Source organism: Mesotoga sp. (assembly GCF_035363035.1).
Classification (GTDB): Bacteria; Thermotogota; Thermotogae; order Petrotogales; family Kosmotogaceae; genus Mesotoga.
On sequence record NZ_DAOSEH010000002.1, the window covers coordinates 52,568 to 66,201 of the forward strand.

Consider the following 13,634-nt stretch of genomic DNA (forward strand, 5'->3'; position numbering starts at 1 on the left):
AATTAATTATATAATAGTGCGATAAGCTAACCGTGCTTTGTTAGGAGGCCGATATGAACACTCTCGCGGTTGTAATTGCCATCGTCGTTCTTATTGTATCGCTGAGGCTTTTCAAAGACATTTCTCTGTCTCTGCTCTTTTCGGTTCTCGCCATAGGGTTGATACTCCTGATCCATCCGGGTAATTATCTCCAGGCCTTCACCACAGAGATAATTGATTGGAACTTCTGGAAGGTAATCATCACCGTCTTTTCTATTTACCTACTTGGCGAGACTATGGACAAGAGCGGGAATTCGACCAGGTTCGTGAGAGCCGTCGAAAAACTCTTTCCAGAACCCAGGGTTTCGATATCGTTGATGCCTGCAATCATCGGTTTACTCCCCATGCCCGGAGGCGCGATGTTCTCGGCGCCCATGGTGAGAGATCTCGCCAGGAGCGATTCCTCTATCACCGACGAAGATGCGATGGTTTTCAACTACTGGTTCAGACACGCCATGGAATTCTTCTGGCCGCTCTATCCCGCTCTGGTCATAGCGGCCGGTATATCGGCAACCAGTATAAACAAGCTGGTTATCTGGCTTCTTCCGGTGGGCCTTGTCGCGCTCGTGAGCGGCTACCTTCTGATGATAAGGAGACCCATAAGAATCAGGTACAGCAATTACGCTATCAAAGAGCTCCTGATAAGCGCCTGGCCTATTATCGCGGTTATCGTTCTGGTAATACTGAACCAGCCGGGCTGGCTGGCGGTTATGGGAACGGCCCTGATATATCTGTTGCTGAACAAGAACAAGAAAAAGGTTATAGTCGCTGCGCTCAAATACAAGACCTTTATACTTCTTTTAACGGTCTTTTTTTACAAGAATCTGGTCGATATTGCAGGGATACCGCAGGCGATGGGCAATGAATTGATAGCCTGGTCGATACCCCCCATCACTCTGGTGATTCTGTTGCCGTTTCTCATGGGTTTCATGACTGGCGTCACACAGGCCGGTGTCGGCTTGAGTCTCCCTCTCATACTCAGTATGGGTAACGGTTATGGTACACTCTCTACTGTTATACTGGCGTACACGTTCGCGGTCGTGGGGGTCCTGGTCTCTCCCGTCCATCTTTGCACCGTGCTCACTGTGGAATACTTCAAAACTGAATACACTAGAGTCATGAAGAGGATATCCGTGGTCACGCTCCTCTCAATTGCGGCAAGCATAGTGGTTTTCCTGCTACCCAAATCAACTTGACATTAACACATAGGGAGACCGCCACGGGGTATACTTCTACTTACTGATCTCGATTGGAGGTGAGAAGGAATTGAAAGATTACTCCGTTGTCCTTACCAATGTCACAAAGATATTCGACAACGAATTCACCGCTGTGGACAACGTTTCTTTGAAAATAGAACAGGGCGAGTTTTTTTCTCTTCTGGGACCCTCTGGTTGTGGCAAGACTACCATCCTCAGGATGATAGCCGGCTTCGAAGATCCAACTTCCGGCAACATAACTCTGAACGGTAAAAATATTATCGGTACACCTCCAAATGAAAGGGAAGGGAACACGGTTTTCCAAAACTACGCTCTCTTTCCCCATCTGAGCGTCTTCGAAAATATAGCTTTCAGTCTCAGGTTGAGAAAGGAGAAAGAGGGAGAGATCCGGCGGAAGGTCATGAACATGATCGATTTGACTAAGCTGAATGGCCACGTCGATAAGATGCCCTCGCAGCTTTCAGGAGGACAGAAGCAGAGGGTGGCGATCGCCAGAGCGCTTGTGGGAAAGCCCACCGTGCTTCTTCTGGACGAACCGCTGGCGGCGCTGGACGCCAAACTGAGACAGCATATGCTCGTCGAGCTCGACACGATCCACGACGAAGTGGGAATAACCTTCATCTATGTAACTCACGATCAAAGCGAGGCCATGTCGATATCCGATCACGTGGCGGTGATGAACGAAGGCGAAATTATTCAGTACGGAACGCCCTTCGAAGTCTATGAGAGTCCGGTCAATGCCTTCGTCGCCAATTTTATTGGAGAAACCAATTTCTTCACCGGAACCGTCGAAAAGGTAGAAGAGGAATACTTCATGCTCGACACAGGCCGGTTCGGAAAGATCTGGTTTTACAAAGATATGGAAGTCAAGATCGGTCAAGAGATACAGGTTTCGCTACGTCCGGAAAAAGTCAAAGTGACTAAAGAAAAGCCCATCGCCCCGCAAGGTGTCAAGATAAATATACTCGAAGGAATCGTAGATGAGACTATATATCTCGGAAGTCAGACCAAGTACACCGTAGCGGTGGGCGATCATTATCTACAGGCCTTCAAGCAACACGTGAGATATTTGCTGGACGAGGTGATAATTACCTGGAAGGACCGCGTGTACGTCTGGTGGTTCGCCGACGACAGTTACGTCCTGCGCGAACCTGGTGGTGTCCCCGTTGAAGAGTAAGAGAGATTTCACGGGTTTTCTGGTTTCGATGCCCGGGATACTCTGGCTGACCGTCTTTTTCCTGATCCCGTACATCATAATCATAATCTACAGCTTTCTGACATCGGGAATCTACGGCGGCGTGGAACTTCCGTTCACTCTCGAGGCCTACTCGAAGATGCTGATCAACGCCGGTTACTGGCAGATACTCTGGAGAACCGTCTGGATATCCATGATCGCTACGTTGATCTGCGTGGGGCTTGGTCTTCCGGCAGCTTATTTCATTGCCACGTCAAAACACAGAAATATGTTTCTCACTCTAGTCATCATACCCTTCTGGACGAATTTTCTGGTCAGAATCTTCGGCTGGATGGTCATACTGGGAAGGAATGGCGTGATCAACTCCTTTTTACAGCTACTTGGCCTGAAAGAGCCCTTGAATCTTATGTATACACCCGGGGCCGTGATACTGGTGATCGTGTACATGTACCTTCCGTACATGATACTTCCGCTTTACAGCGCGATAGAGAAATTCGATTTCAGACTCATAGAAGCGGCCATGGACCTGGGAGCTAAAAGAACCCAGGCCATCTGGAAAGTCCTCATACCTTCGATTAGAGGTGGAATAGGAGCTGGAGTCATACTGGTTTTCATACCGGCTCTCGGTTCGTACGCCATCCCCGATCTGGTGGGAGGCGCCGACGGGGCGATGCTTGGAAATCTAATCGCCAGGCAGTTGACGGTTGCCCGCAACTGGCCGTCGTCATCGGCGATATCGATGATCTTTCTTCTTATCTCGACGCTTGGACTACTGGTTTATCTCAGAATCAACAAAGTACAGAGCAAGAGAAGGGTCCAGGTGGGCGAAACCTATATGAAAGAGGAGGAAGACTGATGGAAACCAAAAAGGTCATAGGCAAGCGAAGATTTTCTATGACGATCACAACGACAGTTTTCGCTTTCCTCTATCTCCCGATCCTCGCCCTGGTCATTCTTTCCTTCAACAGTGCGAGACAGGGCGTAGCCTGGACGGGCTTCACCCTGAAGTGGTACGCGGAACTCTTCCGGCAATCGGATATTTGGGCGGCATTCTTAAACACGATCATAATCGCCGTCACCTCCTCGGTCGCGGCTACAGCGATCGGCACCTTCGCAGCATTGGCGCTCTACTGGTACCAGTCGCGTCTCAAGAGCTATCTCGGAATTCTCGTTTATACACCCCTGATAATTCCCGATATCTTGATGGGTGTATCCATGCTGGTTTTCTTTGTGGCAGTGGGGTTACCTCTAGGTCTGTTCACAATATTTCTGGCCCATGTGACGTTCTGTGTATCGTATGTCACCGTGACGGTAATGACGAGACTCGAAGACTTCGACTACTCTGTGGTCGAGGCTGCGAGGGATCTGGGAGCTCGCAGCCGCCAGGTCTTTACAAAAGTGGTTGCACCGATAATTATGCCTGGAATCATGGCCGGTTTCCTTCTATCGCTGACGCTCTCCATAGATGATTTTGTCATAACCTTTTTCGTGGCCGGCCCCGGTTCGACCACGCTGCCGTTGAGGATATTTTCGATGATTAAATTCGGAGTCTCTCCGGTGATAAACGCTCTTTCGACCCTGCTCCTGATAGGAACGCTTTTCGTCTCCTTTTTCGGGAGCAAGTTCAGAAAACTAATCTTTTAGGAGGTGGGAACGTAGATGAAAAGAGCTGCGATCTTTCTTTTCCTGGTTTTACTGGCCGTACTTTCTCTGGGTAAGGGCAATCTGATCCTTTACGGCTGGTCGGATTACATTCCCGAAGAGGTAATAGAGAATTTCTCGAAGGAATACGATGTAAGAGTGACATACGACACTTACGATTCCAACGAAACGATGTTCGCCAAACTCAAAGCCGGGGCGAGGGGTTACGACCTGGCCATGCCTTCTGCCGACTATACAAGTATCATGATCAAAGAGAATATGCTGTTGAAGATCGATAGATCGAAAATCGACAACCTGATCAACATCGATCCCGACATAATCGAACAGATGTACTACGATCCGAACAACGAATACAGCATACCTTACATGGTCGGCACGACCGGAATAGCCGTGAACACCCTCTATCTTCAGGACTACCCGAAATCCTGGGAGATCTTCCAGATGCCTGAATTGAGAGGCAAGATGACTCTTCTGGACGATATGAGAGAGGTCTTCGGAGCCGCTTTGAAATACCTTGGGTATTCCGTTAACACGACCGACGAGACGCAATTAAAAGAAGCGAAGAATCTCATTTTGGAATGGAAGAAGAATATAGCCAAGTTCGACAACGAACTCTTCGCTAAAGGTGTGATTTCCGGAGAATTCTGGGTGGTTCACGGATACGGCGAAAACATATTCTACGAGGCTACCGAAGAAGAACTCGAAAATATCGATTTTTTTATCCCTCGAGAGGGTAGCACCATGTGGATAGACAGCTTTGTAATCCTCAAAGGGGCAAGGAACATAGATAACGCTCATCTCTTCATAAACTACATACTCAGGCCGGAAGTGTCGGCTAAGATCTCAGATTACTTGCTTCTTCCCTCTCCAAACGTACCGGCAAGAGAACTGATGGAAGAGGAACCGGTTTACACGGCCCAGGAAATGGAAAACACCGAGTTGATCAAGGATCTCGGAAGAGATTTGAGACTGTACAATGATCTCTGGAACGAGATAAGGTTCGGTCTTTGATCTCGGACAGTCTGACAAAATCGAATAAAAAGATAAGACCGGGAGCTTCTCCCGGTCTTCGTAACTCAGGGGTAATCGTGCTGCTGACAATCGCTTTGCATTTCAAAGGGGTTGTGCCTGTGGTTTCTCTGGTCTCTGATTATGAGACTTGACCCCCCAAAAAAAGGTTCATTGTTCAATTGTTTCTTCGACGGCTTTTAAGTCCTCCGGGGTATTCACTCCGAGAAACTCCTTTTCGTCTTTTGTCACAAAGCCGCATATATTCCTGTTGTCAGCGATTGCCAGCGATACTATGTCGGCTATGTAAATTTCTCCTGTACTTTCGTTCGGAGATAACTTTTCTATATACGCCTCCACCACGGACTTCTTCAGAACTATCGGACCGATGTAGAACTCCCAGGGCGGATCGAAATCGGGAACCTTCTTCTCCTGGAAAGCTATCACTCTGCCACTCCCGTCTCTTTCGACCAGAGCATAGGGGTATTTCTTCTCCGCAATTCCGGAAAGGAAAGTGATATCGCAGTTTCTCTCAGTGTGCAGCGAGACCAAGGATTTCAAAGAATCTCTCGAGATAAGCACCAGGTCGGCATACATAACCAGGATGTCCTCACTATCCTCTATCAATTTCAGAGTCCGGGCAAGCGCATCGGCCGTTCCCTTCGGAATGCTCTGGTAAGCGAAAGTAACGGGAACTTTCAGCCAGGAAAGGAAATCTCCTTCGAAATCGGGATTAATAACTACTACTGCCTTGCGGTTTTCCGTGGCATAGAAAGCCTTCTCAATAACGTGTTCGATCATAGTTTTGCCCTTGATCTTCACTAGCGGTTTCGGCACGGAGGATCTCAGGCGTTTTCCCTGTCCGGCGGCAAGAACAACCGTTATCAATTGAAACACCTCTTTCTGCACATCCTTATCCAGAATGATAACACGTTCGAAAGACAGAAAAGGTGAAATTGACTCGTACTTCTTTGGTTAAGGACCACGAGATGAGGAGGGAAGAGAGAGAGAAGAGAGAGAAGAGAGAGAAAAGAGAGGGAAAGAGGGCGAGACGCCTTCTCGTGAGCGAAGCGAACTCTCGACGCTCTTTCTCGTGTTTTTCACTCTCACCCACAACCTCTCCTAGAAAGCTGTCTGGTCGCCGTAAGCAACTGATGATCTCGAAGCGATATGGGCAAGGAACCCCTGAGTTGCCAGCGATGAGTTGAACCGTTTCCCGGTAGTAATAAATTTGATTTCTTCCAAATCTCCGGCAAAAATATATCAAGTGTTAAAATCTGTATAGGTTCACACGGCTTCTTAATGAGGGGATTATCTTGAGGTCGAGACTAACGCCGTTTTTGATAGCCGTTGGCAGCACCCTATTCATGCTGGTTGTAATACTGATGATGGTGGAGAACAGGGCGATCAAAACGGAGAAACAGCTCGCCAGCTCTACCAAGCTCTTCGTCGAGGAAACCATTAAGACCGTTCTTGTCGGTTACTTTCACCGCGATTGCATGTTGAAATCAATCAAAGACGGAGACATCGAATCGGCCAATTATCACCTCGGAAACCTCGTGGAAGGCAACGATTCCCTGTCAGGAGTTAGGGTTGTAAAGAACGGAACGACTTTCATCGAACTGGGTGAGACAATAGCTTACACCGACAGCGTGGTTGTGCAGGGTGAGAGGCCTTACATGATCTTCTACGACAAGGGTTCCGTAATGGCTGCGACTGCGATTAGCGATAGCCACGGAGCACAAAACCTGGACGGCTCATACGCACTCATCGGAATAAAACTGTCCGGTATCGTCGATCTTCTAACCGATGAGAAGTACGCCCTGTCAGATGAGGCCGATACGAAGATATACGGAAGTCTCGGAATAAAGGTCGCGAGAGGTCTGAATTTAGGAAATGCTTTTTCTCTTGTCTTTGCGTTTGTAATCAGCTATCTATTTATGATTTTTATCCAGGCAAAGACAGAAAGAAGTGTCGCGATTGCAAAGAACAGAGAACAGACCTTCCTTCTCAACAGCATACCGTCGATGATATGGTGTCTGAAGGACAGCAGGACCTTCGGAATGGTGAATCGTCAGTTTGCACACTTTTTCGGCAAGCGATCTGAAGAGATAGAGAACCATGTTATCGAAGAGATCCTGCCGGCAAGTGAAGTCGAAAGTTGCATCGAGAGCAACGAAGAAGTTATGAGAAGCAAGACCCCTGTCTCCTTCAAGCAGAGCTCAACGAACCACGCCGGTGAGAAGAGAACCATAGCCATCACCAAGATTCCCGGAATCAGCGAGAGCGGAGAAGTGGACTCTATAGTCTGCACTGCCGAAGATGTGACCGACAAGGAAGCTGCCGAAAGTAGGCTCAGATTGATTCAGTTCGCTCTGGACAACGTCAACGAAGAAGCCTTCTGGATCTCCAAAGAGGGCGATATACTCTACGTTAATATAGCAGCGTGCAAGGCCCTGGGATATGACTACGAGGAACTCGTAAACATGAAAGTCTGCGATGTCGATCCGACCGAAGAGGCAAAGCACAGGGACATGAACTGGGAACAGGTCAAAAAGAGCGGTCAGGATATGATAGAGACTTACCATAGACGGAAAGACGGCACTGTCTTTCCCGTAGAAGTGAACAGAAATCATCTGATTTACGAAGGCCAGGAGTACGAATTCAGCTTCGCCAGAGACATATCTGAACGGCGAAGTGCACAGAGCAGACTGGAAAGAGAAAAGCGGAGGATCGAAAGGCTCCACGAAACGGCTCTGGCCATGGAGAGATGCAGAGAAAAGAGGGAGGTCTTCGAACTTATAATTCAGGCAGCCAGAAGCATCCTAGATTTCGATATTTGCTTCGTTTCGATCGCCGAGAACGATCACTTCTCCATCAAGATCTCGTCCAACCTCAGTCCCGAAGACCCAACGACCATGCCGCTGAACGTGGGGATAGTTGGAAAGACTTACAGAGAGAAAAAGAGCTTTGTTCTTGGCGATATACAGGAATCGGAACATGCCTACAAGACCAACAATAAGTACCACGGGGGATTGAGCGTTCCGGTGGGAAACATTGGCGTTTTTCAGGCCATGTCCATGGAGAAAAATGCGTTCGCCGACGAAGATGTCAAGCTGGCCGAGTTGCTTATATCGCACGCAAACGAAGCGATAAAGAGAATAGAGACCGAACAAGAGATGGCTTTCATGTCCCTTCACGACAGGCTAACCGGTCTTTACAACAGGGTCTATTTCGAGGAGGAGATTCAGAGGCTCAACTATTCGAGACTCTACCCGATCTCGATAGTCTCGGCCGATATAGATGGGCTCAAGTTGATAAACGACACGATGGGCCACTCCGCCGGCGACGATTTGTTGAGGTCTTTCGCCGAAATTCTGAAAGCCAACATGAGGAGTTCCGACGTCGTTTCGCGGTTTGGAGGGGACGAGTTCGCCGCCATTCTGGTATCTACCGACCGGCCAACGGCCGAAAGAGTTTTAGAAAGGATAAGAAAGGCCGTTGCCAGGCACAACGAAAGCCGGAGCGGACCGTTTCTCAGCTTCTCGATGGGCGTCGCCACGAGCGATAACGGTGAGAGCTCTCTGCTGGATTGCCTGAAATTGGCCGACGATCTTATGTATCGCGACAAACTGAGCAGGAGCAACAGTGTGAGAAGCCAGATGGTGAATACTTTGCTGCTAACTCTGGCGGAGAAGGATCATATATCCGGTGGTCATGCTAGCAGGTTGCAGGAACTGGCTCTCAAACTGGGTAGAAGGATGGGGATCAACTCCAGCCAGCTGGTGGATCTCTCGCTGTTTGCCCAGGTGCACGATCTTGGAAAGGTTGGCATCCCCGACAGAATACTTTTCAAACCGGGAAAACTGACGCAAGAGGAATGGGAAGTGATGAAGCTCCATCCCGAAAAGGGTTACAGGATAGCCATATCCTCCCAGGACCTCTCGACAGTCGCAGATCTCATACTCAGACACCACGAAAGATGGGATGGGAAAGGGTATCCGCTCGGTCTGGAAAAAACTGAGATCCCCATCGAATGCAGGATTCTTTCGATTCTGGACGCCTACGACGCCATGACCAACGATAGACCTTACAGCAAGACAAGGAGCCATTCGGAGGCTCTCAAAGAAATCGAGAGATGTGCAGGAACCCAGTTCGATCCACAGATCGTCGAGGAGTTCATCAAAATGCTGAATGGCGGTACCCAACACCTTCAAGGTCCCGTCCCGTCAGAGAACTCCTGAATCGGTGAAACAACCGCCCGGCCTCCGGCAAACGGTTCTCGACTATCTTCTCACATCGTTGAATATATTGCCGTCTCTTATTTCAACTACCCTGTCGGTCTCTTCGGCGATCCTTCTATCGTGCGTGATCACTATGAAAGTCGTTCCGTATTTAGCGTTCAGATCGCGCATCAGTCTGAACACCTTGGCCGACGTATCGGAATCCAGGTTTCCCGTGGGCTCGTCGGCAAGTATCACTTTTGGATTGTTGATCAACGCCCTCGCAATGGCCGTTCTCTGCTGCTGACCGCCCGACATGTTGGGGGCGAGGTTATCTTTCACCTTGCTTATTTCGACTACTTCCATGAGTTCTTTAGCCCTTTCGATTACTTCTCTCGAAGATCGGAGCGACTTTATTTTGTATGGCATCAATATGTTTTCGAAGGCAGTGAACTCCGGTAGCAGGTAGTGAAACTGGAATATGAACCCTACCGTCTCGTTCCTGACGGCCGCCAGATCGTTCTTGCTCATGGTGTCGGTCCTTTTACCGTTTATGGTTATCTCGCCGCTGGTTGGAAGATCGAGAGTACCCATGATGTTCATGAGGGTGGATTTCCCGCTGCCGGACTGGCCGATGATAGAATTGAAGGAGCCTTCTTCGAAACTCAGGTTGATCCCGTGAAGAACTTCGGTCTTGATTACAGTTCCGTACACCTTTCTAACTTCTTTCAATTCGATTATATTAGCCATTCCTTATCACCTCGACGGGGCTGAGTTTCGACGATCTTCTGGCCGGGATGAGCGCGGCTATGGTTGAGGCGCCGATGGCTATGAAGGCCGATAACATGATAAATCCGTAGTTCACGTAGATACCGACGACCGGCTCGCCGTCGGGACCGACCGCGAAGGTGCTGAACATCAGTATAAGCAGGAAGCCAAAGGCTATACCGACGACCGCGCCGATTATCCCGAGAGACAATCCCTGGAAGAGGAAGACCTGGCTGGAAACTGAATCCTTCAAACCCATAGCCTTCAGAATACCTATCTGTCTGGATTTCTGGACAACGGTTATCGCGAGAACGCTCGCTATTCCAAGCGAAACGGCGATTATCACAAAGACCTGTATCATTATGCTCGATATGCTCTGCCCGTTGAGGCCGGTCAGTAGATCCGCGTTCTGCGCCTTCCAGTTGGTGACGTCCAGTTTCGCGTCAGCCAGTGCCGATGCTATAGCAGTGGCGTCTTCGTCGGCCTTGAAAACTTCCTCAACCTGCATCTCGATCGAAGTTACGGAATCGCCAAGCTTGCCGACACCCTGGGATGTCGAGATTGACGAAATCAGCCACGACTTGTTCAGACTCGCCACTTTCAGATCGAAGACTCCCGCTATCCTTAGAGTTTCGATGGACCTGTCGGGGGTTATTATGGTTATCTGACCGCCCTTTTGAAGACCGAGCTCATCTTTCAGATCTTTACCGACCAGAACCTCGCCGGCCGTCTTAGGGAGCTCCCCTTCGATAATTTTTGCATCGATACCGTATATCGAATTTGCCTGCGGAAACTGAAGCCCTCTGAGGAGGACGGAAATCGTGCGATCGCCACTGCTTATAAAGACCGGAACGTCTGCGCTGGCTGAGAGCGCCGTCAGGGGTGTTGGCAGCTGTATAGACTCCACCTCTTCCAGTATCTTTTGCCAGTTATCTATCTTCCTGTCCGAAGTATTCGACGTTATGGTAACCTGCGACGAGTTACCTATGGTTGTATTTACCAGATCCTTCTGGAGACCCTGGATCAGCGACCCTATGAAGACCTGGACCGAGACCCCTATGGCGATTCCGAGTATTATAAGCAAGGTCTGCGCCTTGCTGGAGGAAATAAACCTGAAGGCTATCGACAGGGCCAGTTTCATTTGAGATCACGCTCCCCCATCTTCAGAATCTCGACCGGATCGGTGAGATAAATGTCGGCGCCGATCTCTTTCCAGTATTCGGGGTTGTTCTTGAAGGCATTCCCCCCCACAATTATCCTGGATTGGGGCGTCCACTGCTTGATTTGCGAAATGACACACCGGCCGCTTATCAGGTTGTAGTAGTTGGATATGCTAACGGCCACGTACAGCGGCCTTAAAACCTTCATGGCCTCGAGAAAGGAATCCTGCGGTGTGTTCGCGCCGGCGAACGTGACGTCGTAACCGGCCAACGCGAAGATATCGGCGACCATTCTTGCTCCAATTTCGTGGTACTCCTCCACCGGACAGACGACGGCAACTTTAGGACTTCTCCCATCACTGGACCTTTCCCTTCTCTTGCGCGCGATATAGGGGTAGCAACACTCCATTACCGTTCTGACGATGGAACTTCTCACATGTTCGTTCCATATGCAGAGCCTGTCAACCTCGTAATCACAGTCCCATTCGTTCAGGGCAGGGGTCAATATATGAAGATAAAGCCCGGGAATGTCCGTTTTTTCTTCATCGATGGCTTTGATACAGATCTCGACCGCTCTGTCTTTGTTTTGTTCGTCCAGAGCCTTTTTGAATTCTTCATAGAGCGCTTTCAAACGAGCGCACCTCCCTCTAATCCGTCGAGCATTTTCATATCCTCCGGAGTCAGAACGATGTTCTTCGAATCGATGTTCGATTTCAGATGATCGGTTTTTTCCGCTTTCGGTATCACTATTACTCCTTCCTTTCCTAGAAGCCAGGCCAGCATTATCTGCTGAGGAGAGGCGTAGTATTTCTCCGCCAATCTCTCAAGTGCCTGCCCGGTGAATTCGCTCACAAGATTTCTCTTCAGGGGAGAATAAGCTGTGAGGGTTATGCCTTCACTCTGACAGAATGGTAGCAGCTCATACATCGCCTGACGATCCTCGATGTTGAAAAGAACCTGGTTGTTGACGATAGGTTCCGTCGAGACGGCGATCGCTTTCTTGAGGAGGTTTGTATCGAAGTTCGAAACGCCGATGAACCTGGTTCTTCCGGCCCTGACCTCGTCTGCCATCGCCTTCATGGTCTCGCCCAGAGGCACGTCGGGATTGGGCCAGTGAACCAGATACATATCGACATAGTCGGTGCGTAACCTTTTGAGCGTACCATCCAGCGCTTTGTGCAGATCTTTCTCTCTCAGGTGCGTCGGCCAGACCTTGGAGACCAGAAAGAGCTCCCGCCTGTCGAAGAGGTTTATGGCTTCCCCTATCAACTCCTCGGTATGGCCTCCGGCGTAATATTCCGCGGTGTCTATGTGATTGTAACCCATCTCTATCGCACGTGCGATGGTATCTACGTACTCCCCGTCCCTGGAGGAGTCCGGACTCTCCCTGCCTCCGATCGCCCATGTTCCCAGACCTATCGCGGCTATTTTCACACCGCTATTTTTGAGTTGCCTGTATATCATATTTTCACCCCTTTAATCGATTTTACATTATGCTAACGAAGCCCGCAATAATGGCAAAGAGCCATTCGAAATATTCAATTTGTAACGTTGAATGCCTGTCGTTGGATTCTTTTTACGGAAGACCGACAAAGAATGGTAAAATATTACGGAGAAGCGATCTGTCATGGTCGTTTGATCGGAGGTTTTGCCGCCAATGAAAGTAGCCGAACTGATAAAAAACCTGTGGATGATCGTTCGCTCTGTCATCCCTCTTGCGGGCTTTCTAATAATCTTCCAGGCCGTGGTCTTCAGAAAGCCACTCGGAGACCTTAAGAGTCTGTTTCTGGGTATTGTGCTGAGCGTATTCGGTCTTTTTCTGTTTCTCAAAGGAGCCTCTATCTCCCTCATACCTCTGGGCAGCTCTTTCGGCAGGAGCATCGTGGCTCTGGACAACGTTCTTCTGATAATAGTCATAGCCTTTATGCTGGGCTTTCTGGCAACCCTGGTCGAACCGGCCCTGACTTCGACCTCGCTGGAAATCGAGGAAGTCTCTACCGGGACTATACCCTCGGCCTCGATCACCTACTCCGCGGCGGTGGGCTTCGGGCTCGGCATGGCTCTGGGGGTTTTCAAGATCGTGAGCGGCACTTCTATCAAGACGATAATGGTTCCTTTTCTGGTAGCGATGACAGTGCTTGTGATACTTTCCAGCAAAGAGATGGTGGGCATAGCCTTCGACGTCGCGGCCGCCACGACCGGACCGGTGAACATACCGATAACCGTGGCGATCTCGATAGGCCTTTCTTCGGTCATTCAGGGCAGCGACCCTCTGCTCAACGGATTCGGGCTGGTCGGGTTTGCATTCATGGGCGCGGCCATGTCGATTCTCTTTCTGGGCACCGTGATGAGGTTCTTCTGA

12 protein-coding genes are annotated in these 13,634 nt (G+C 49.5%); 7 read left to right on the forward strand and 5 right to left on the reverse strand.

Annotation, left to right across the window (positions count from 1 at the left end; all coding sequences use genetic code 11):
* Positions 1-53 precede the first annotated feature (53 nt).
* From PKX57_RS00705 to PKX57_RS00725, 5 genes are read left to right on the forward strand one after another with little or no spacing between them, the layout of a single operon-like run.
* Complete coding sequence (locus tag PKX57_RS00705; protein WP_213921631.1) at positions 54-1,235, forward strand: DUF401 family protein; 1,182 nt, start codon at positions 54-56, stop codon at positions 1,233-1,235.
* Between the two features lie 52 nt (positions 1,236-1,287).
* The gene (locus tag PKX57_RS00710) at positions 1,288-2,433 is read left to right on the forward strand and encodes an ABC transporter ATP-binding protein (RefSeq protein WP_470745584.1); all 1,146 of its coding nucleotides are present in this window, start codon (positions 1,288-1,290) and stop codon (positions 2,431-2,433) included.
* A complete protein-coding gene (locus PKX57_RS00715) occupies positions 2,414-3,307 on the forward strand; it encodes an ABC transporter permease (RefSeq protein ID WP_470745515.1) in 894 nt (297 codons plus the stop codon). The genes PKX57_RS00710 and PKX57_RS00715 overlap by 20 nt, the downstream gene beginning before the upstream one ends.
* Positions 3,307-4,095 carry an ABC transporter permease subunit gene (locus PKX57_RS00720; protein ID WP_214048713.1) on the forward strand — a complete coding sequence of 263 codons (789 nt, stop codon included), beginning with the start codon at positions 3,307-3,309 and terminating at the stop codon, positions 4,093-4,095. Before PKX57_RS00715 ends, PKX57_RS00720 begins: the two co-directional genes overlap by 1 nt.
* 15 nt (positions 4,096-4,110) lie before the next feature.
* Positions 4,111-5,124, forward strand: coding sequence for an extracellular solute-binding protein (locus PKX57_RS00725; RefSeq protein WP_472415769.1), 1,014 nt, complete (start codon positions 4,111-4,113; stop codon positions 5,122-5,124).
* A gap of 168 nt (positions 5,125-5,292) precedes the next feature.
* Here PKX57_RS00725 and PKX57_RS00730 read toward each other — a convergent pair whose 3' ends face one another.
* Positions 5,293-6,009 (reverse strand): sugar phosphate nucleotidyltransferase, encoded by a 717-nt coding sequence (locus tag PKX57_RS00730; RefSeq protein ID WP_213922570.1) that lies wholly within the window; start codon positions 6,007-6,009, stop codon positions 5,293-5,295.
* 428 nt (positions 6,010-6,437) lie between these two features.
* Between PKX57_RS00730 and PKX57_RS00735 the strand changes: the two genes are divergently transcribed.
* Positions 6,438-9,365: a diguanylate cyclase gene (locus PKX57_RS00735; RefSeq protein WP_472415771.1), complete on the forward strand. Its 2,928-nt coding sequence runs from the start codon at positions 6,438-6,440 to the stop codon at positions 9,363-9,365.
* 42 nt (positions 9,366-9,407) lie between these two features.
* On the opposite strand, the gene PKX57_RS00740 is transcribed toward PKX57_RS00735, so the two are convergent.
* From PKX57_RS00740 to PKX57_RS00755, 4 genes are read right to left on the reverse strand one after another with little or no spacing between them, the layout of a single operon-like run.
* On the reverse strand, positions 9,408-10,094 hold the full coding sequence (locus PKX57_RS00740) for an ABC transporter ATP-binding protein (protein ID WP_470745513.1): 687 nt from the start codon (positions 10,092-10,094) through the stop codon (positions 9,408-9,410).
* Entirely contained in the window at positions 10,087-11,253 is a 1,167-nt protein-coding gene (locus tag PKX57_RS00745; protein WP_213922573.1) for an FtsX-like permease family protein, read from the reverse strand. The genes PKX57_RS00740 and PKX57_RS00745 overlap by 8 nt, the downstream gene beginning before the upstream one ends.
* Entirely contained in the window at positions 11,250-11,903 is a 654-nt protein-coding gene (locus PKX57_RS00750; RefSeq protein ID WP_472413814.1) for a cobalamin B12-binding domain-containing protein, read from the reverse strand. Before PKX57_RS00750 ends, PKX57_RS00745 begins: the two co-directional genes overlap by 4 nt.
* Positions 11,900-12,736, reverse strand: a complete 837-nt coding sequence (locus tag PKX57_RS00755; RefSeq protein ID WP_472415773.1) for an aldo/keto reductase — start codon at positions 12,734-12,736, stop codon at positions 11,900-11,902. Before PKX57_RS00755 ends, PKX57_RS00750 begins: the two co-directional genes overlap by 4 nt.
* A 193-nt stretch (positions 12,737-12,929) precedes the next feature.
* Between PKX57_RS00755 and PKX57_RS00760 the strand changes: the two genes are divergently transcribed.
* Positions 12,930-13,634, forward strand: a complete 705-nt coding sequence (locus tag PKX57_RS00760; RefSeq protein WP_213922576.1) for a DUF1538 family protein — start codon at positions 12,930-12,932, stop codon at positions 13,632-13,634.